Below are 21,686 nucleotides of genomic sequence, written 5' to 3' on the forward strand. Positions count from 1 at the left end.
AAGTAAAATCATAAAGCATACTTGTATGAACGTTAAAATAGAAAAAAGTTGGCAAAATGAACTGCAACCAGAATTTGAGAAAGATTATTTTAAAAAGCTTATTTCATTTGTAAAGGAAGAATACGCCACTCATACCATTTACCCACCAGGCGGCCAGATTTTTAATGCTTTTGATAAATGCCCCTTTGATCAGGTAAAAGTAGTTTTAATAGGACAAGATCCTTATCATGGACCTGGACAGGCCCACGGGCTGGCTTTTTCAGTGAACGATGGGGTGGCTATACCGCCCTCTTTACGCAATATTTTTAAGGAAATACAAGATGATTTAGGCAAGTCTATTCCGAAGAGTGGCAATCTGGAACGCTGGGCGAAACAAGGCGTATTGTTGCTGAATGCTACTTTAACGGTAAGGGCAAATACGCCCGGTTCTCATCAGAAAAAAGGCTGGGAAGAGTTTACGGATGCCGTTATAGAGATAGTATCAGAAAAAAAGGATAATTTAGTTTTTATGCTTTGGGGAGCCTACGCGCAAAAGAAAGGAGTAATTATTGAGCAGAAGAAAAAGCATTGCATTCTGAAAGCGGCTCATCCATCGCCTTTTGCGGCTGACAAAGGTTTCTTCGGCTGCCGGCATTTTAGCCAGGCTAATTCTTACTTAAAAGAACATGGCTTAGCCGAAATAGACTGGTAAAAATTAATTAACCGTAGTAACTAAAAACAAAAAAGTACTGACTAAAGCCAGTACTTTTTTGTTTTCTATTTATCTAATTATTAATGAATAATATTAAAGATACGGTTCCAGCGAACTTTACCCCCTATGCCACCATTTGGATTGGCCGACATCCAGATAAGAACTGCTTTACCTACAATATGATCTTCCGGAACAAAACCCCAAAAGCGTGAATCTGCCGAGTTATGGCGATTATCACCCATCATAAAATAGTAATTTTGCTTAAAGGTATATGTTTTAATTTCTTTACCATTAACAAAAACCTGATCTCCTTGTACTTCTACGTTTTCATTGCCTTCGTATTTCCGGATAACTGTTTCGTAAAGAGGCACTGTCATGGAGTCGAGGGTAATGGTTTGGCCTTCTTTCGGGATTTGGATCGGTCCGTAATTATCTTTGTTCCACTTAAACCGTGAAGGCAAATTGGGATATACACTTGGGTCTGCTACTCCCACCGGATCTTTTAATAATTGAACTTCCTTAATAAAACCTAAGGTTTTTAATTTTTCGGCGGTTTCGGGCATTGTATGTACGATGTATCCACCTTGCACCATATTAATGTCCGTAATGTCGTATTCCTCGAAGGTTTTTTCGTTTATGGCCTGATCTGTAACCAAATAGTAACTGTACTGCAGCTTTTCAGGTTTAGTGGCTAAGGTACCATTTACGTAAACCTCCATATCGCGTATTTCTACTTTATCGCCCGCAATGCCAACACAACGTTTAATATAATTAGTGCGTAAGTCGGCGGGGTATTGATCTTCCGGGGGATAATTAAATACCACCACATCGTTATTTTTTACTGAAGAAAAACCAGGTAACCGGTGCGATTTTAACTGAATAGCACTGGAATAAGAAGGAATGCTGGTTCCCCAAATAGTTTGATGGGTAAGCGGTACCTGCAAGGGAGTTCGCGGGGTACGAGGGCCATAATGTAACTTACTCACAAACAGATAATCCCCTACTAACAGCGATTTCTCCATGGAAGGAGTAGGAATCGTATACGCTTCGAAAGTAGCCCACCGGATTAGAGTAGCTGCTACTACCGCAAATAAAATAGCATCGCCCCATTCCCGAAAGAAGCTTTTTTGCTTTTTTGTTTTTCTTTCAGGTTTCGTTAAAATCTTGATATTCATACGTTTGATATTGTAACTTACAAATTTAGCATATCTTTCATTCCAAATACGCCTTTTTTATTTTGTAACCATTCGGCGGCCATTACGGCACCTTCGGCAAAGCCGGTCCGGCTGTGCGCATCGTGCATTAGTTCAATGGTATCATTCTCCGATTGGTAACGGACCACGTGGGTTCCTACCACATTTCCGATCCGTTCGGAGGAAATAGTAATTTTATTTGTTGCTTCTTCCGGTGCTAATATCCAGCCTTGTTTATCCCGATATTGAGTTAAAATTCCATCTACAGTAGTAATGGCCGTGCCGCTCGGTTTATCTACTTTTTGGGTATGATGCACTTCTTTAACCGAAACTTTAAAATCAGGGTAAGCCTGCATTTTAGAGGCTAAGTATTCGTTAAAATGGAAAAACAAATTAACTCCAATACTGTAATTAGAGGCATAAAAAAAAGCTCCGTTTTTGGTTTCACAAATAGCTTTAGCCTCACCCAAATGTTCTAACCAACCTGTAGAGCCACAAACTACCGGAATTTTATTATTTAAACAATAATATACGTTTTTAAAGGCCGATTCTGGGTGCGTAAACTCAATAGCTGCATCTACATTTGTTCCATTGTACTGGTTTAAAGTATGGGTATTAGTTACATCAATAATACCAACTATTTCGTGCCCCCGTTGCGTAGCAATATGTTCAATCGTGTGGCCCATTTTACCGTAGCCAATTAATAGTATTCTCATTGTTTTTTAAAATTTAATCTCACCGAAATTCCGGGTGTAACTCCATAGCTTGGACCGGTTAGAAAAGAAGGTTCGATACGTAAAGATAACTCATCACTTATATCAAAGCCTTTTAAATGAGCATCTACGTAGGCTTCGCTTACATTAAGTCCATACAACAGGATAGCAAAAATAATATTATAATCCCGGTACCGTCTAAAATTTTGAACGGCTCTTGATAAGCTTTGAAATCGTTGAGTTTTATCCGGTATCTGTTTAGCAAATCTATCTTCCCCTCCCGCATTTAGAATTTCTAATGATGAACGATACAAAAGGTATTTTTTATGATTGTCTTGTAAAAAGTACCCAAGTACAGCACCTCCCGCATAAAGCACAGGTATTTTCCAATAGCTTTTATTGTAAAATTGACCGGCACCTGGAATAATAGCGGAATATAAAGCTGCCCGGGAAGGCTTATCCCAGCTTTTCAAGCTGCCAAATATACCCGTAGAAAGGGTATCGTTAGTAGTAGTGGTGCTCACCACTGTAGAATCGCTGCCAGTAGTAATTACCTGAGCTTTGGAAATACAAGTGGAGCATAAAAGCGCCAGCAGAAGAAAAACTCTCAGGTGAGCAACAGCCATATTTAATAATTTAAAATTTCCAAAATCCGGTTTAAATCTTCAACGGAAACAAAAGGTATTTTAATCTCTCCTTTTCCTTTAGAATTTGATTTTACCTGAATTTTGGTCCCGAAATGCGTAGATAAACGGGATTCTACATTTTTTATCTCGCCCGAGGGTGTTGGTACTGGCTTTTCTTCTTTTTTAGATGCCTGATTGGATTCGTTGTTTAAGTGGCGGGCTAGTTCCTCTACTTTCCGCACCGATAGTTCATCGGCAATTATACGTTTATAAACTTCCAGTTGCTTTTCAACGGTAGAAATGTTGATTAATGCCCGGGCATGGCCCATGCTGATTTGATTATCCCGCAGACCAATTTGAATATCCGGTGGAAGCTTTAATAAACGCAGGTAATTAGTAACCGTAGTCCGCTTTTTGCCAACCCGGTCTCCTAATTCTTCCTGCTTTAAATTACACTCACTAAGTAAGCGCTGGTAAGAAAGCGCAATTTCAATAGCATTTAAATTCTCGCGCTGGATATTTTCGATTAATGCCATTTCCAGCATTTGCTGGTCATTGGCCTGGCGAATAAAAGCAGGGATAGTTTTTAAACCAGCTAATTTGGAGGCCTGCAAGCGGCGTTCGCCCGAAATTAATTGGTACGTATTATCATCAAACTTACGAACCGTAATAGGTTGAATAATGCCTTGGATTTTAATGGATTCGGCCAACTCTTCTAACGCTTCCGCATCGAAATGAGTACGGGGCTGAAAAGGGTTTGTCTGAATAGAATTTAAAGAAATCTCATCAATAGCGTTTACGGGTGCAACCTCGGTACTACTGGCAACTTCTTCTTTTCTGTCATAGCTACCAGTAATTAGAGCGTTTAAGCCCCGGCCCAATCCTCCTTTTTTCTTTACTTGATTTTTATTTTCGGACATTCGAATAATTGCAATTTTGAAACTGCTTTCCGGTAAAAGCTAAAATTTAATAACAGGTAGCAGTACATTATCGTGCTTGAACCACCGCATTTTTTTCCACAATCTCTCGTGCCAGGTTCAGGTAACTAATGGCTCCTTTGCTATCCGCATCGTGCATAATAGCCGGCAAGCCAAAGCTCGGAGATTCGCTTAATTTAACGTTACGCGGAATAATTGTATCAAAAACCATTTGTTGGAAATGGAGCTTTACCTCTTCAACTACCTGATTTGATAAACGCAACCGTACATCGTACATGGTAAGCAAAATGCCCTCAATTTCCAGTTCCTGATTTAAGCGCGATTGAATAATTTTAATGGTATTCAACAACTTACCTAAACCCTCCAGGGCAAAATATTCGCATTGTACCGGAATAATAACCGAGTTAGCGGCAGTAAGTGAATTTACGGTAATTAAACCCAGCGAAGGGGAGCAATCAATTATGATAAAATCGTATTTATCTTTAATCGGTGCTAATGCTTCCTTCATTTTTTCCTCGCGGTTTGGCAGGTTAATCATCTCTACCTCAGCCCCAACTAAGTCAATATGCGAAGGAATTAAATCTAAAAAATTAATAGAAGAAGATATAATAATATCGGCTGCATTTAATCCGTCTACCATGCACTCATAAATACTGGTAGAAATATCTTTCGGGTCGTATCCAATACCGGAGGTAGCATTTGCCTGTGGATCGGCATCAACCAATAAGGTTTTGTATTCCAACGCTGCCAGGCTGGCCGCCAGGTTAATCGCGGAAGTGGTTTTGCCTACCCCGCCTTTTTGGTTGGCTACTGCAATTATTTTTCCCATTTTATGCGTTGTTCCTAAACTTAAATAGTTATGGTTTCTCCAATGGCAGGTATAATTAACTCTTTACCTGCCTGTTGAGCTGCTTTTAAGGCCTGCTCTTTGTCTAATTGTATAATAGGAAAAGTATCGTAGTGCATTCCTATAATTTTACTTGTGTTCACCCATTCGGCAGCTATTAAGGCGTCTTCTACGTCCATGGTTAAACGATCGCCGATAGGTAAAAAAGCTACATCTACTTTGCCGTATCTTTCGGCAATTATTTTCATATCGTAGGTAAGAGCAGTATCACCGGCGAAGTAAATTACTTTATCAGCAATTTGAACAACATAGCCCGCCGGATTACCACCGTACGTGCCATCGGGCAATACGCTGGAATGTACAGCCGCTACCATTTTAACAGTACCAAACGATAGAGGAGCTTTACCCCCGATATTCATGTGTACTAAATTCTCAATACCTTTATTCTTAAACCACTCGGCAATATCGTATATAGCTACCAGGGTGGCATTATCTTTTTTGGCAAAATACTCGGCATCGGCCATATGATCCTGGTGACCATGCGATAACAAAATAAAGTCGCAGGTAATGCTCTCTTTATCAATGGATTTTGCCAGTTCGTTATACGTAATAAATGGATCAGTAAGTACTCTAATACCATTAAAATCAAATAAAAAACACGAATGTCCCAGATACGTAACGGTCATGATGGAATGGTTTAGCAGCCGTATTTTATTCGACTAAATCTTGCGCAAAGATATACTATTTTAGGGAGAATTTTTATTTAGAACGATGAGACTAAGGATATTTTTCTGCTGCTGCGTGCTTGTAATATTGGCTTGCGAAAGGCGGTTTGCAGATGAAACGAATAAAAAAGTTTTTAAGTATAACCAGCCAGAATCCTTAACCTCGCTGGACCCGGCTTATGCACGCAACCAGGGTAATATTTGGGCTGTAACCCAACTCTATAACGGTTTAATAGAACTTGATGCGCAACTGCATCCAGCACCGGCCATTGCCCGCTCCTGGCAAATTTCGCCGGATGGACGCCGGTATTTATTTCATTTGCGGCAAGATGTTTATTTTCACGATGACCCGGTTTTTTCAAACGGAAAAGGACGCCTGGTGAAGGCAGCTGATTTTGTTTATTCTTTTAAACGCATTCTGGAGCCCCGTACCGCTAGTACCGGCAGTTGGATTTTTAAAGGCAAAGTGCTGGAAAATAGTAAAGGAGAAGTGGCAGATACGTGCTTTAAAGCTCTGAACGACAGTACGCTAGTAATTTATTTAAAAGAGCCGTTTATTCCTTTTTTAGGAATTTTGAGTATGCCTTATGCATTTGTGGTACCTAAAGAAGGAATAACTAAATTTGGCAAAGATTTTCGTAGCCACCCCATTGGTACGGGACCGTTTTTATTTAAAAGCTGGGACGAAGAAAATGCCATTATCTTTCACAAAAATCCGCGGTATTGGAAGCGAGACATCAAAGGTAAAGCATTACCTTATTTGGATGCTGTACAGATTTCGTTTATTAATGATCGCAAATTAGAGTTTCTCACTTTTCAGCAAGGCAAATTAGATTTTCTTTCGGGAGTGAAAGGCAGTTCTAAAGATTTAATATTTAATCCCGACGGAACCGTACAAGAAGATTTTGCCGGAAAGTTTAAAGTAGAGAAAAGACCTTACTTAGACACCGAATACATAGGAATTCAGTTAGACACTAAAAATCTTCCGGAGGATAATCCGGCTTTACGCGATAAGCGCGTGCGGCAAGCTTTGAATTATGCATTAAATAAAAAAGCCTTGGTATTGTATTACCGGAATAACTTAGGTATACCCGGACACTCAGGCATGGTACCGCCAGCTTTGCCTTCATATAATCGTAAGCTAGTGGGTGGTTATGCGTTCCAACCAGATAAAGCGAGAAAGCTGTTACAATTGGCTGGGTATGGTCCGCACAATCCTTTACAGATTCGGCTGAATACTGTGGCGGAACACAAAGAAATTGCCGAATTTATGCAAAAGAACTGGGCAGATGTAGGAGTGGAGGTAGAGATTAACATTAATCAGTTTCCCGCTCACCAGGAAGCCGTAGATAACGGACGCTCGGCCTTTTTTATGAAGTCGTGGTTTGGCGATTACCCGGATGCAGAAAACTTTTTAGCTCTGTTTTACAGTCCCAATTTCTCACCCGGAGGCCCCAATAAAACTCATTTTAAAAATTCTACTTATGATCGTTTGTACGAACAAGCCCGTTTGGAGCAAAATGAAGAAAAGCGGTGTGCTTTATACCAGGCCATGGATAAAATTATAGTGGAAGAGTCGCCGGTGATTGTGTTGTTTTACGATGAGGTAATTCGTTTAACGCAAAATAATATCACTGGTTTGCAGGCCGATGCTATGAATAATTTGCGCCTGGAAAAAGTAGATAAAATCTAAATCGCGGATTTTCCCGGATTACCCGGATTCCGCGGATTAATTTTGCTTGTACCGCTGGAAGTGTGTACTGTATTGGAGAGTAATCCAGAAAATATAAATGCGGCTATAATTAGGTTACGGATATTATACCAATGCTATACCTTAAAGCCTAGGGAGTGAAAACCTCCCGAATTTGTTTTTTAAACTACTGATATAGTAATTAGTAAATACTATTTGGTATTAATATTTTTATATGCTGAAAATATTTGTTGATTATAGTGTACAAAAAGTAAAGCCGTACTTAGTATAACTAAGAACGGCTTTATGCTAATAAAATAATCCGCGTTATCCGCGAAAATCCGTGATTTATTTTTTACTGCTTTTCTTTTGTTGAGCTTCGCGTTCAGAGGCAGCTTTCATTGCATCTTGTAAACGTTTTTGGAAACCGCCGGGCTGCTTGTTTTTATTTTTCTCTTTATTGGCAATTAGTTTAGCCCGAATTTTATCTTCGTCTACGAAACGCTTAATTAATTCTTGTTGACCAAATGTAATAATGTTCGCCACGAAGTAATAAAAACTTAAACCAGCCGGTAACGAGTTTACTACAAACAAAAAGATTAAGGGCATCAAGTAAGAATAAAACTTCATGGGGCCCTGAATGCTAGTATTAACCTGATTATTTGACCAGGTATACAAAATAGTAGAAGCCGTCATTAAGAGGGTGAACATACTTACGTGGTTGCCATAAAACGGAATGGTAAACGGCAAACGGGCAAATACATCGTAAGTAGAAAGGTCATGCGCCCATAAGAATGGTTCCTGCCGCAATTCTATCGAGTTAGGGAAAAAGTTGAACAAGGCAAACAAAACCGGAATAGAAAGTACCACCGGAATACAGCCGCTCATGGGGTTCACACCCACTTCGCTGTACAGTTTCATGGTCTCCGATTGAGTCTTTTGCATATCACCCTCGTTCTTTTCTTTAATAGCATCAATTTCGGGTTTTAATACCCGCATTTTAGCCATCGATAAGTACGATTTGTAGGTAAGCGGCAGCAATAAGGTTTTAATAAATAAAACTAGCAAAACGATTATAATGCCGTAACTACTAATAAATTTTTGCAGAAAGTGGAATATCGGAATAATCAGAAATTTATTAACATAAGCAAAAATACCCCAGCCCAGCTCTAAATTGCGCTCAAAATCAAAGGGTAACTTCTTTAGAACAGTGTAATCGTTCGGTCCGAAGAAAAAAGTAAATTCTCCCCCGTTACCTAGCACGTCTTTCGCTGGAATAGCAAGTGTTGTAGCAAAAGTTTTAACTTCGGTTGTATCGGCCTGATTAAACGATGCTTTTAACTCACCTCCTGAAAACGTGTTTTTAGCAATAATGGCTGCTGAAAAAAAGTTCTGCTTGTTAGACACCCATTTAATTGGACTTTCTACTTTTTGGGTTTCTACTTCATCGGCTGTACCTACTAAATGCTCAAAGTTTTCTTCGGCGGTCATCAGGTTTAAGCGTGAATGATCCCGGTTTTGTTTTAAATCAAATTCCGTCTTTTTTAAGCGATCGTTCCAATTAAAAGTTAAAGGCTTATCGGCTACTAATTGATTTAAACCCTTAAAATTAATTTTGTAATCCAAAGTAAAACCATCAGAAGCTAAGGCATAAGTCTGGTCAATAGATTGGCCGTCTCCTAATTCCGCCCGGTAAGTTAAAACCTGAGATCCGTTTTGGTTTTGTACAGGTAAAGCTTTGAAATATAAATCAGACAGCTTAATGGTTTTACCATTATTTGTTTGAAAGCTGATATCGGTTTGGCTGCTTTGTTTATCAAATAAAATAAGCGGCTTCTTATCCCAGGTTTTATAATTCTTCAGTAAAACTTCTTCTACTTTACCGCCTTTGTTACTCAAGGTAACCTGCAGATTCTTGTTTTCTAACCGCGCTTCTTCGGCAGTACCCACTGCAGCCGCCCCAAATTCGCCTAAAGCCTGTGCTCGTACTGAATCCGGAACATTAGCAGGAGTAGCAGAAATAGTTGCCGGGGAAGTACTTACCGAAGTGGTCGGTTTTTCCTGAGCAGGTTTAGGGGGTGCCTTGGGAGCAAAGAATGTCATGTACACGATCAGTAGGACCGATATAATAACTAAGCCTACTGCTTGATTTTTCTCCATAAATAAATTAATTCAGGTATTAACCTTTTAAATAATCGTTTTTAGTTTTGGTGTGATGAATAGCCGCTTTTATGAATTTAACAAATAGCGGATGCGGGTTTAATACAGTACTTTTTAGTTCAGGGTGGTATTGGGCAGCAACAAACCAAGGATGATTTTGCAGTTCAATAACTTCTACCAGGTTGTTTTCGGGGTTAATACCCGTGGCTAACATGCCATTTTCTTCGAATGCTTGCAAGTATTGGTTATTAAACTCATAACGGTGCCGATGCCGCTCACTAATTCTGGTTTTACCGTAAATATGCTGTGCCCGGCTTCCCTTTCTTAACTCACAAATATAGGCACCCAATCGCATAGTACCACCTTTCTGGGTAACATCTTTCTGTTCCTCCATTAAATCAATAACCGGATTAGTGGTGTCAGGGTTCATTTCGGTAGAAGCTGCATCCGCCAGACCTAGCACATTGCGGGCAAATTCCACGGCGGCACATTGCATTCCCAGGCAAATACCCAGGAAAGGAATATTGCGTTCCCGCACGAATTTAATCGCCTCTAGTTTACCTTCGAAACCACGGCTGCCGAAACCAGGAGCTACTAAAACCCCGTCGCTTTTGCCTAACAAAGACTCAATATTATCAGAAGTAATATATTCCGATTGGATGGTTTTAATGCGCACTTTGCACTCGTTAGCGGCTCCTCCGTGAATAAAAGCTTCGATAATAGATTTATAAGCATCCGGCAGTTCCACGTATTTACCCACTAAAGCAATATTTACTTCTTCGGTGGGGTTCTTTAACCGGCCTAAAAACTCTTTCCAAGAGTCGAGGTTTAATTCGTGTTTGCCTGTAATTTTAAGTTTCTTGATTACCCGTTCGTCCAGCTTTTCTTTTTTCATCATCAGCGGCACGTCGTAAATAGTTTCCGCATCCAAAGACTCAATTACTGAGTTTACCTTTACATTACAGAACAAGGCAATTTTCTTGCGCATTTCCATCGGAATTGGATGCTCCGAACGACAAACCAGAATATCTGGCTGTACCCCGGCCTCAGAAAGTGCTTTTACCGAGTGCTGGGTAGGTTTAGTTTTTAATTCGCCGGCAGCTCTCAGGTAAGGCAATAAAGTTAAATGAATTACCAAAGAATCGTTATGAGGTAGTTCCCATCGCAACTGGCGGACAGCTTCAATAAAGGGTAATGATTCGATATCACCCACGCAGCCACCTATTTCGGTGATTACAATATCGTATTCGCCGGTTTGGCCCAATAGCAACAAACGACGTTTAATTTCATCGGTAATGTGCGGCACTACTTGCACGGTTTTGCCCAGGTAAGCTCCCTGACGTTCCTGCGTAATAACGTGGTTGTAAATTTTACCGGTGGTTACGTTGTTGGCTTGGGAAGTAGGAATGTTTAAGAAACGTTCGTAATGACCCAAATCCAAGTCAGTTTCGGCTCCGTCGTCGGTTACAAAACACTCACCGTGTTCGTAAGGGTTTAGAGTGCCGGGATCGATGTTGATGTAAGGATCGAATTTTTGAATAGTTACCGAGAGACCTCGAGCTTGTAAAAGTTTGGCGAGCGACGCGGAAATGATACCTTTTCCCAGGGAGGAAGTTACCCCGCCCGTCACAAAAATATATTTAGAATCCATAAGTATTTTAAGGCTTATGGGATACAAAGATACGAGGAAATTATGAGTTCTGCTTTATTTATTCTTCGGATTTACAAAATATACCATTAGCTGCAGGTAGTGGCAAGTTGTAATTTACTTAAGTATAGTGACAAAGTTATCAGGAACCATAGGATAAATATAGTAGATATAAATATTTCTAATGGTTGATTATAAAATATTTAAAATTAAATTGGCTTTAGCTTCAGCTAGAGGAATTATTAGTAAATAAGTTGATTCTATCGGCCGCCTTTATCGTCGTTGCTGATTTTTTTGCTTTGCTTGCCACCTCCTGCACTCATTTGGCCGAACCGCCACTCAAAGGTTAGCCGTATTGAACGATTTACAAATGACCAACGATTATCGCTGATAAAAGTAGGTGCTGTTTGCTGACCAGTCTGTTGTATGCTGCGCTTAAATGGATTATTAACTCCCAAAGTAAGACTGGCTTTTTTATCCCAGAATTCGCGCTTTCCGGCAAACCCATACCAATAATAACCCGAGTTGGTGCCTTGTAAACTTATCCATCCCGATCCGAAATTTCCATTAGCTTGCAGGGAATAATCTTTCGGTAATTTGTAGGTGGAGTTAAAATTAATGTTCCAGACAATACCATTATTGCTCTGATTCAAAGCTGGACTACGAAGGTCAACGTAGCGTATATCTATGCCACCGTTTACATTTAATTCTTTATTAGGTTGGCCCGATACATTTAAATTTAAACCGTATGCCTGACGGGTTGCAATATTTTGCGGTTTACTCAGGGATACACCGTTAGGTTCTACGATAGTTAAATATTCGATGGCATTATCGGTATAACGCCAGTAAAATGCTGTATTTACCGATAATCCTTTTTTAGTGTTTAAATTATACCCTAACTCAGTGGCATGATTTAATTCCGGCTTCAGGTAAGGATTGCCGGTATTCACATTTAAAGTATCGCTGGCATTGAGCCAGGGATTCAGATACCAGATTAAGGGGCGTTGAATGCGCTGCGTATAACTAATTTTAAACGTTTGGGTTTTTATACCTTTAGATAGGGTAATACTCGGAATCAAATTATTGTATTGATTGGCTAATTTAGTTTGGGTAGTAACAAAATCACCTTTGATATCGGTATGCTCCAAGCGAGCCCCGATGTTTACGCCCCATTTACTTTTAGTATCTAAACGTACCGAGGTGTAACCCGATGTAACCTGCTGTTTATAATTAAAATCATTTGACTGCGCAGGATTCGGAATTAATTCGCCTGCTCCATCCAAGGATTCTTCAACGCGGTACTCGCTGCCAATATCGCGCAAAATGCCTTTAAGCCCTATTTCAATTTTTATATTAGTAGTATCGTGTTGGCTTTTAATGGTGAAAGGATGCGTATAATCAATTTGTGAGGTGTATTCTTTATTACGGCTATAATTAGTGCTGTGCTGGCGGTAGGTAAGCTGCTCCGCTAAGGAGTAACTATCCGTATCGTAAAAATAGTTATCGGGCATCCGGCTAAACTGGGTCAAAAAAGAAAATTCCTGTTCCGGTTTTTTAAATGTTTTGGTATACCCTAAATCCAATTGTCCGTTACCATATGGATTTCTAAACCGGCGGTCGTTTCTAAAATTTTGTAATTCCTGCCCGGTAGGATCGATGAGAAGGTTGTAAAGCGTGTTGTTGTTAGGATAACTACCGCCCCAGACATTCGCCGAAAAGTTAATACGACTCAAAGAATCCGGATCAAAATCAAAACTGATTTCGCCGTAACCGCCCGTTCCCGTATTATCAGCTAAACTCCTTTGAATGAGAATATTTACCGGCTGGTTGTTTAACAAAGTAGTACGGGTATTCTGGCTTTCCCATTGGTTGCGGTACTGGTAACCATTAGCCGAAAACGTTAAACCGATTTTCTTTTTCTTGTAATTTATATTGGTTCCGATAGAACGATTATAATTTCCGGCCGTGATGTTGGTAGAGCCATTAAAGCCTTGTAAACCTTTTTTAGTAATAATATTAATTACTCCGGCCGAGCCTTCGGCATCGTACTTCGCGCCCGGACTGGTAATAACTTCCACGGATTTAATAACGTTAGCGGGCATTTGCCGCAGGGCATCGGCCAGGTTGCGGGCCATCATGGCCGATAGTTTGCCATTTACTAAAACTTTAAGGTTGCTATTCCCGCGCATTTGCACATTACCATTTAAATCAACGGTAAGGGTAGGAACTTTGCGGAGCACATCGGCGGCGGTTCCGCCCGCATTAGAAATATCTTTTTCGGCGTTGTACACCAAGCGGTCGCCTTTATCTTCTACTAAAGTTTTTTGGCCGGTAACGGTAACTCCGCTGAGTATTTTTGTATCCGGACTTAGTTGGATTTTACCTAACTCCAGAACAGAACGATCCGTTGTAAGGGCAACCGGAATAATTTTGGTGCGATAGCCTACAAAGGAAATCTCCAGTTGGTAATTAACGGTGGGTAGGTTAGTGATTAGAAAAACACCGGCGGCATCGGTGGTAGTACCGGTAAAAAGTTTGTTTTCTTTTTTAAGAGCAGCCGTGGCGTAAGCTACTGGTTTAGAAGTAACGGAATCTGTAAGAGAGCCTGTAATTTTTCCCGGATAAGCCGATTGTGCTACAATAGAACGGGAGCCAATAAGAATGATTAATAAAGCGACTAGATATTTCATAATTTAAAACTGTTAAGGTGTTAAGCCTTGCATTTAAATCTAATCTACTTCACTGGTTCACCGCGACGCAGGTACAAACTATGGTATTACAAATAGGTACTGCAAAAAAGATTTTTAAATTATAGATTAAGAGAAGACTGACTTTCCTAAACAGAAAAGGTGAAAAGCATTCTTAAGGGCTTGTTTTTGAGTGGTGTACAGGGACTGTGAAATTATAACTGCTTTCAATTGCTGCGAATTGTATCTGTGGCATATGAAATCTTAAGTTTCTGTAGTAAGCTTTTAAAGGAAAATGATCCACTACCCTTGTAAAGAAATACTCAGAACTGTTATTTAATTACTAGATGCTCATTCCTCTCTTTTTGCATAAATCCGCAAAAAAAAAAATTTAAATTATATGGGCGCAACATAATTTCTTACTGTACCCTTAGGTAGATGAAGCCCTAGAAATATTAGTTACCTGAAAAATGAAAACCTTAAAAAGAGAAGAATGAAAAGTAAATAGAATAAAAATTTAGATGGACTAAGCAGGTTGATGCAGACTAGAAAATAGTGGATTTAGAATTTTATACGTTGTGGCATCAGCTAAAGCTAAGAACCTATAGTATAAACAGGTAGATTTTTAGAGTTTTAAGTATTACCAAAAAAATAAAAGAGTAGAAAGTACTTTAGTAAAACCAAACTCCTTCTTCCTAACATACTTGGCTTATACCAGATACGTTAAGAAAAAGGAGTTTATTTACTTTTTCTATTAAATGTGCGCTTCGTTTTATAAGCAAGTTATTTGATTCTCAAAAAGGTGCTTTTTTAGATTTGAGCGAGTCTTTTAGAATTCAATCCGGTAATTCAGCACGGGAATGAGGCCAGTTTGGGTACTAATTTTAAGACTTTGCGTGTCTTTGTCGTAGTATTGATTATACATATTCAGGCGGTTGGTAACGTTCTGAATATCCAACGATAAAATATAGGAAGCTTTCGGGCGGTTTTTACGGTAGCTTACCCGGATATCTGTCCGGAAGTAATCGGGGGCCTGGGCTTCGTAACGTTCATTTTCGTAATAAACCGCTTTCCCTTCGGCACGTGATTGTTCTGCGTTTAAAGGTGTGTACCGATTTCCTCCCGCCCAAAGTACCCGCACATTCGCTCCAATTAAGTTAGTTTTTTCTTTCCCCACTCTAAATTCTTTACCGCCTAAAACATTTAAAATATGATTGCCATTGTACCGGGTGTTGTATTCTATACCATTTGCCGCCGTATATTTAGAGTTGTACAACGAACTGGTAATTAAAAAATAGTAATTATTAGTAAAGAACTTCTCCAAACTTAATTCTACTCCGTAGTTTTTACCTTTGCCATTACTTACTAAACTATCAGCAATTAGGCCGGTTTCGGAGTTTAAGGCGGCAATTGTACTCTTCGGGTCGGGGCTAATGGCTAAATTATATAATTGCTGATAATAGGTTTCTACTTTAAATCGAAGGTCTTCGCGCAGCATTTGATCGTAGGAAAGCACGTAATGTCTTGCCTTTGTTAACTTCAAATCTTTATTGGCTTGCGAATATTGACCATTACCTAAAGGTTGTTGGGCAAAATAAACTGCCATTGATTCATTACGGCTATGGGTGCCTAAACCAGCACCGAGTGATTGAGTACCCGAAAAGTTCCACCGAATGCCCAACCGGGGTTCCAGAGCACTATTCCCGTTTAAACCCAGCCGCATAAAATGAAGTCCGGAATTGAGTGTTAAATTTTCGGCTAACCGGTATTTCCATTGGCCATAAGCTTGCAGTAAGCCGGAGTAGCCCTCATTATCTACCCAGCGCTCAATAGCATTATTCCGGTCCTCATCCCTACCTTCGCTAAATATGTCGAAGTTTAAATTACTATAAATGGCACCTACCCGAATGGTATGCTGGTTGTTTATTTTATGATTATACAATACGGATAATCGGCCGGCGTAATTTTTATATGACTCATGGAAAAAAGTATTAGGTTTATAATCAGTGCCCAACGAATCGTAACGGTAACGATTAAAATTGCCGGACAAAGACAACACGGTTTCAAAGTAAGCTTTAGAATTCAGAAAATACACGTGCGATAAACCGGCGGCTCCCATTCCGGATTTAAAAACTTCATCGAACCGGTCTTCTTTTTCTTTCCATTCCGTGGAATTGTGGGTCGCTTCCTGCACCTGCGTGCTATACCCACCAATGCCCCATAAAGTAAAAATACCGGCCTTAGTAGTAGGTATATGTAGTTTAAAAGAAAAATCCTGAAATTCGGGCACGGCATCTCCCGAAATATTTACACCTACTTTTTTTAATATGGCTAAGGTTGAATAGCGATAATTAGCTAAATACGAACCTTTGTAGTTCTTTTTAAAAGGACCTTCGGCCGCAAAATCAAGACCTAAAACCCCGGCCTGAAAAGCGTATTCCCGTTTTTCGTTGTTGCCTTGGCGTAGTTTCATGTCGAAAATTCCGGATAATGCATTACCGTATTCGGCCGGAAAGGCGCCGGTATAAAAATCAGAGTTATCAATCATGTTTACACTTAAAATACTAATCCCGCCTCCGGAGGCACCTTCCTCACCGAAATGGTTGGGATTAGGTACTTCAATGCCTTCCATACGCCAAAGAATGCCTTTCGGTGAATTGCCCCTTACTACAATCTGATTACCGCCATCGTCGTTTGTTGCCACGCCGGCGTACGATAAAGCGGCTCGGGCCGGGTCGTTGACGCTAGCCGCGTACCGTTTGGTTTCTTCCACGGAAATAGATCGGGCACTTAGGGTGGCCATGTCGTTCAGGGGTTGGCCTTTTTCGGGTTGGGCTGTAATTACCACTTCATCCATTTGCCGGATAGATTCGGTAAGCCCAATAGTAAGAATTATTTCTTTACCCGAACCCAGTAGCAATTCCGGAATTACCTGCTCCTGGTAGCCAATGTAATTCACTTTTATAGTGTGGCGGCCCACCGGTACTTTTTCGATTTTAAAAAAACCTTCGTTATCAGAGGTGCTGCCTTTAACCGGATTTAAAGATATAATTGCTACCGAAGCACCAACCAAAGGTGTTTGCGATTCGCTGTCGATTATTTTGCCCCGAATGGTTTGCGTTAGGTTTTGACCTAGGAGCGGAAGCTGGCTTGTTAGTAAAAAAAGGATTGCTATAATAGAAGCAATTGCTTTTTGCTTATAAGTTTTTTTAGAGAAATAAAGTGCCTTAGCACGTTGCCGTTCGTATTCGGCCAAGGACATTTCCCAGCCTTGCTGATAATCCTCAGCAATAGTTATCGTATTTTTATTTATGGACTGATTCATAGGTTTTATTAGGCAATAAGGTTCTGATAACCGCCAAAAGGCGGTTTTAAATATTCTGAAGCAAAATAGATGAGAAGTGTAGGGGAAGGGTTAATTACTAAATTTAAAACCGGATACCGGCATTAAAGCCAATCCACATTTTTACGTTGGTATCAAAAAAATTGGTTTTATTATAAAAGGTGTGTTTAGGAAAGGTAGAGCCCACTTCGGTTTCGCCGGGTTCCTGGTATTCCGAAACCATTACGTTAAAAGTGGGTCCGCCAAAAAGAGATAAGTGATTGGCTAGTTGTATGGTACCCAGTAACCGGAATTTGTTCAGCATATTTAACTCATAATCTTCGAATAGGCCATCCGGAAATTTTTCGTAACTTTTCTCAACCACGTAATACGAAACCACATCGGTGTTTAAATGCAACCGTTTGTAGAGTGTCCATTCCGAGCCAAAGCCTGCCCCATAACCCCAACGTTTTTTATCGTCCAGTTCCGCGCCTAAGGCAAAAATGGTATAGAATTTAGGTACACCAATTTTATAGGCTAAATTTACGTTAAAGTCATCGGCTGCGTAAACTTCCGCGTGGTGGTAGCCACCGTGTTTCACAAAACTTAAGAATCCGATTGGCACCCCGTTGATACTATCAGCCACATTTATAAAGCCTAATTGAGTACCGTGTACGTAGCGGGCCTTGTTCAAAAAACCAGATAGTTGCGCCCCTTTTACATCGCGGGCAATATTCATAAAGCCGGCTCCCTGCACGCCTGTAATATTGCGGCTAACATTTAAAAAACCGGCAAACTGAACTCCACTGCTATTGCCGCCCGCTATATTCAGAAATCCCGCAAACTGGCCACCCTGTAAACTGTACCGATCAATAGCGCTATCTGTTATCGGCGTTAATTTATCCCGGTTTCCGATTATACTAAAATAGCCACTAAACTGAAAGCCGCGCACGTACTTTTTATCAATGTTGCCTACTCCCGCAAATTCAACGCCTTGCGAACCCGCCGCAGTGCCCACCAACAAATGAGCTGATACTCGGTTTACGTACTCATTTGCCCGGGTGCCGTTGGTACTTATTGGATAAATAATGCCCAGGTGAAAAGGTTTAATTTCCAGTGAATCTTCGTCGAAGGCCACTGTTTTAACAGTTTTAATGGTAACAGTAGTACGTTCAGTATTGGAATCGGTACTACTTTGGGTGGCCAGTGTATCTTTAGTAGAATAAGGCTCATCGGCTATGCTACTGCTTGGAGGTGTTACACTGGTTTCCGGTATTTTAGGAGTAGGCTCCGGTTTGGTTTCAACGGGAGTTGTGGTTGGCTTTGGCGTTGGTTTAACGGGAGTATTGGAAGTAGGCAGAGGAAGTTTGCTTAAGGTAGATGCTTTGGGTAGACTTTTCGGCAAACCTTTTTTAATAATTACCTGGCCGTTTTTTTCCAGGTAACCTACGGTCGTATTGGCGAGCAGTACATCCAATACTTCAGCTAAAGTTTTATCCTCTATTTCGGCCGATATCCGGTTTTTAGGAGGTAAATCGTTGTTCAGGTACGAAAACCGAATAGCGTATTTCTGCTGAATGGATTGCAGTACCTGCGGTAAGGTAGCATTATTTACTTTAAGGGAGATTTTTGTTTTTAATGGTTGTGATTGCGCCCAGCCGGTCGAAAAAATAAGGCAAAGCAAAGCCATTATGAAAAAACTACGTGTTTTCATTCTTAAAATTATTTAAATTTTTTAGATTTTTAATTACACCCCGGCCCTGTTATAAAATATTCGGTGCCTTTTTGGGTAATGGTTAGGTTGCCTGTAACCGCCAGTATATCCAGTACTTCTTTCAGGTCCGGATTCCGGAAAGATGTGGTAAACCGACATTGTAGTAAGGCTTGGTTTTGAATAGTAATTTTTATGTTAAAATAACTTTCCAGTTCGGCCGCTAACTGATCTAGTTGCATGTTGCTAAAAGTTAAGTTTTTAGTTTCCCAACTTCTGAAATTTTCATTTTGTATTATTTGCTTTTGGGCTACAGTCGTTTTTTCGCCTATTACGCCTTCCTGCCCCGGTACCAGAAAAATAGCATCGTCGGTTTCGGTGCGAGCAAAGGCTACTTTCCCTGTTACTACCTGCACCTTTACGGGTTCGTGGGCATAAGCCCGCAGGTTGAAAGAAGTGCCAATTACCTCAGTTTTGGTGCCTTCGGCGTAAATAGTAAATCTTTTTCCTTCGGCTTTAGCAACTTCAAAAAATGCCTCTCCTGTTAATTTTACTATCCGATTTTCCTTCTGAAAATTGGTAGGGTAGGAGAATACACTTTTTTGATTTAAGGCCACCGTACTGCCATCGGCCAATCGGATAGTTTTGGTTTCGTTGGCAGCGGTTCTTATTTCCGTCCAAGCTGGTTGAGTTGGCCGAGTAAGAAAGTAAGCGCTGGCTACCATTAGTAAAGAAATAGTTGCGGCTACAGCCCACCGTATAACTCCCGTATTATTTTTCTTTACTAACGTGAGTGATATTTCCCGGGCTTGCACTTTTAACTGAAACCGTTGCCATCCGCGCTCCACATCTGGTTCGTACGAATCTGTCGGCAAGGACGTATTTTTCCATACCCGTTCGGCCTGGGTGCGTGCTTCGTTTAATTCTGGTTCTGGTTGCTGCTGCGCCCAGGCTTTCGATTCTTCCGAAGCATTTCCACTGACTTCCCGGGCCAGGTGTTCCCAGAATGTTGGCCGGTTTTCATTCATGTACTTATATAACAGTTAAAACAAGTCTTACCCTACCTTAAAGGTAAATTTTATTTTAAAAGTTACGAAAATAATTTAATCTACTTGCGATACACTGCCGCTACCGGAAATTTTGGTACTAACGGTAGGGTTACCTTTGTAACGTACCCGGCCGGAACCGCTGAGAGTTGCTTTTAAACGGTCGCTCACGCTTAATTCGCATTTACCGGAACCGCTCACCGAAATATCCGCTTCTTTGGTAATTAAGTCAAAAGCTTTTACATTACCGGAACCCGAAATATCAATGTCGTGGTAAACCGCATCGCCGTTTATTTCTACATCTGCCGAGCCGGATAATTCTGTATCAATGGACTGGGCACCTTTTAAAGTTAAATGAATATCGGTGTTACCGGAAGCTTCCAAATCAAAATCATTTACTTGCCATTCGGTAAGGCTTCTAACGGAGTTTGCCCCAGAAACCGAAAGTTCGATTAATTGCGGCGTGGTAATGTAAATGCGAACGGGCCGGCTGGTTTTTACGTGTTTCTTATCGTATTTAATAATCAGCTTATTGTTCCGAACTTCAGTAGACAACTCCGATAAAACATTTTCCTGACCTTCGAGCAACAAATCTTTACTAGGACCTTGCGTTAAGAAAATTTCAAATTCGCCACCGGCACTCACGGCATTATAATTAGTAACAGGACGGGTACGGGATACAACATCGCCACGGCCCCGCAAAAATTCATCTTCGCAGGAGGTTAACAAAAAAGCAGTGGATATAGCAATACAAGCTTTGCTTACATTTTTAACTAAATAAGATTTCATCAAAGTAAGATTTAAGGATTGTTTAGATTTTAATTGTTTAAAGGAAGAAGGGCGCCTGTGGTCTTCTTCTATAAAACAATTAAAGTAGTCCTTACCCTACCTTGGTTTAGAAAAAAAATTAAAAAAAATCGGTGAGAATAAATAAAAGCAGCCCTACGAGGTATTCTTTCAGGTTTTCGCGCAAACGCTGCAAGGCAATACCCATGTGTTTTTCAACGGATTTGAGGGAAATATCAAGACGTTCGGCAATTTCTTTGTAGCTCAATTCTTCGAAACGGCTCATCGAAAATACCAGTTTGGTTTTAGGCGGTAAGGCATCAATAGCTAGCAATACCTGCGCTTCCGTTTCGAGTAAGGTTACCTGTTTTTCGGCAGTTTCACTACCCGGCATAATATCCGCTAATGTATCAATATCAGTTTTAGCTTTTTGGGTTTTTAGGAAATTAAGGGCGGTATTGTAACAGGAACGATATAAATACGATTGAATAGCTTCGTCCATTTTTAAACTTTCGCGCATTTCCCAAACCTTCAGGAAAACCTCCTGCACAATATCTTCGGCAAAGTTAGCATCGCGTAATGTGCGGTAAAGGCTGCGGCACAAACCCGCGTAATATTTCCGGAACAGCCACTCTACCTTCTCTTCCGGCGAAAGGGAAGGAAACATTGACAAAATCTTACCACCGGTATTTTCTGCGATCATGAAGCAAGTAGAGTACTACCGCAAAAGTATGTTATTTCTGGGGTAAAGTAGGATAAAAAAGTAAATTAAAATTGCAGTAAACTTACTAAATGCATGAATTTACGGGATGTATGGCAGCAATTTATACCAAATAGTAAAAAGCAGCTTCTATATTCAAAATCCGGCAGGTTTTCACAACCTTCCAGGTTTATTCCACAATA

Annotated in this window: 16 protein-coding genes; 2 read left to right on the forward strand and 14 right to left on the reverse strand. The window is 40.4% G+C overall.

Going from position 1 to position 21,686, the window contains the following annotated elements; translation table 11 throughout:
* Positions 1-25: 25 nt before the first annotated feature.
* Positions 26-691, forward strand: coding sequence for a uracil-DNA glycosylase (gene ung / locus HUW48_RS07990; RefSeq protein WP_182415177.1), 666 nt, complete (start codon positions 26-28; stop codon positions 689-691).
* A gap of 80 nt (positions 692-771) precedes the next feature.
* Here ung and lepB read toward each other — a convergent pair whose 3' ends face one another.
* The 6 genes from lepB to HUW48_RS08020 form a co-directional block, all read right to left on the reverse strand.
* Positions 772-1,866 carry a signal peptidase I gene (lepB, locus tag HUW48_RS07995; protein WP_182415178.1) on the reverse strand — a complete coding sequence of 365 codons (1,095 nt, stop codon included), beginning with the start codon at positions 1,864-1,866 and terminating at the stop codon, positions 772-774.
* Between the two features lie 17 nt (positions 1,867-1,883).
* Complete coding sequence (gene dapB, locus HUW48_RS08000) at positions 1,884-2,600, reverse strand: 4-hydroxy-tetrahydrodipicolinate reductase (RefSeq protein ID WP_182415179.1); 717 nt, start codon at positions 2,598-2,600, stop codon at positions 1,884-1,886.
* On the reverse strand, positions 2,597-3,223 hold the full coding sequence (locus tag HUW48_RS08005; protein ID WP_182415180.1) for a DUF5683 domain-containing protein: 627 nt from the start codon (positions 3,221-3,223) through the stop codon (positions 2,597-2,599). Before HUW48_RS08005 ends, dapB begins: the two co-directional genes overlap by 4 nt.
* Before the next feature lie 2 nt (positions 3,224-3,225).
* A complete protein-coding gene (locus HUW48_RS08010; protein WP_182415181.1) occupies positions 3,226-4,143 on the reverse strand; it encodes a ParB/RepB/Spo0J family partition protein in 918 nt (305 codons plus the stop codon).
* A 67-nt stretch (positions 4,144-4,210) separates the two neighbouring features.
* Positions 4,211-4,990, reverse strand: coding sequence for a ParA family protein (locus HUW48_RS08015; protein ID WP_182415182.1), 780 nt, complete (start codon positions 4,988-4,990; stop codon positions 4,211-4,213).
* Positions 4,991-5,010: 20 nt separating this feature from the next.
* Positions 5,011-5,694 (reverse strand): metal-dependent hydrolase, encoded by a 684-nt coding sequence (locus tag HUW48_RS08020; protein WP_182415183.1) that lies wholly within the window; start codon positions 5,692-5,694, stop codon positions 5,011-5,013.
* A gap of 127 nt (positions 5,695-5,821) precedes the next feature.
* On the opposite strand from HUW48_RS08020, the gene HUW48_RS08025 reads away from it, so the two are divergent.
* Positions 5,822-7,426 (forward strand): ABC transporter substrate-binding protein, encoded by a 1,605-nt coding sequence (locus tag HUW48_RS08025; protein WP_246343778.1) that lies wholly within the window; start codon positions 5,822-5,824, stop codon positions 7,424-7,426.
* 345 nt (positions 7,427-7,771) lie between these two features.
* Here the strand turns inward: HUW48_RS08025 and yidC are convergent, their stop codons facing one another.
* From yidC to HUW48_RS08065, 8 genes are all read right to left on the reverse strand, one after another.
* The gene (gene yidC / locus HUW48_RS08030) at positions 7,772-9,583 is read right to left on the reverse strand and encodes a membrane protein insertase YidC (RefSeq protein WP_182415185.1); all 1,812 of its coding nucleotides are present in this window, start codon (positions 9,581-9,583) and stop codon (positions 7,772-7,774) included.
* 19 nt (positions 9,584-9,602) lie between these two features.
* Positions 9,603-11,234, reverse strand: coding sequence for a CTP synthase (locus tag HUW48_RS08035; protein ID WP_182415186.1), 1,632 nt, complete (start codon positions 11,232-11,234; stop codon positions 9,603-9,605).
* A gap of 257 nt (positions 11,235-11,491) precedes the next feature.
* A complete protein-coding gene (locus HUW48_RS08040; RefSeq protein ID WP_182415187.1) occupies positions 11,492-13,921 on the reverse strand; it encodes a TonB-dependent receptor domain-containing protein in 2,430 nt (809 codons plus the stop codon).
* Positions 13,922-14,747: 826 nt separating this feature from the next.
* Positions 14,748-17,243, reverse strand: a complete 2,496-nt coding sequence (locus HUW48_RS08045; RefSeq protein WP_246343781.1) for a TonB-dependent receptor — start codon at positions 17,241-17,243, stop codon at positions 14,748-14,750.
* 103 nt (positions 17,244-17,346) lie between these two features.
* Positions 17,347-18,954, reverse strand: a complete 1,608-nt coding sequence (locus HUW48_RS08050; RefSeq protein WP_182415188.1) for a DUF4974 domain-containing protein — start codon at positions 18,952-18,954, stop codon at positions 17,347-17,349.
* 29 nt (positions 18,955-18,983) lie between these two features.
* Positions 18,984-19,979, reverse strand: a complete 996-nt coding sequence (locus tag HUW48_RS08055) for a FecR family protein (protein ID WP_182415189.1) — start codon at positions 19,977-19,979, stop codon at positions 18,984-18,986.
* Between the two features lie 75 nt (positions 19,980-20,054).
* A complete protein-coding gene (locus tag HUW48_RS08060; protein ID WP_182415190.1) occupies positions 20,055-20,786 on the reverse strand; it encodes a head GIN domain-containing protein in 732 nt (243 codons plus the stop codon).
* Between the two features lie 118 nt (positions 20,787-20,904).
* Positions 20,905-21,486, reverse strand: coding sequence for an RNA polymerase sigma-70 factor (locus tag HUW48_RS08065; protein ID WP_182415191.1), 582 nt, complete (start codon positions 21,484-21,486; stop codon positions 20,905-20,907).
* Between the last annotated feature and the right edge of the window lie 200 nt (positions 21,487-21,686).

The organism is Adhaeribacter radiodurans, from assembly GCF_014075995.1.
Lineage (GTDB): Bacteria > Bacteroidota > Bacteroidia > Cytophagales > Hymenobacteraceae > Adhaeribacter > Adhaeribacter radiodurans.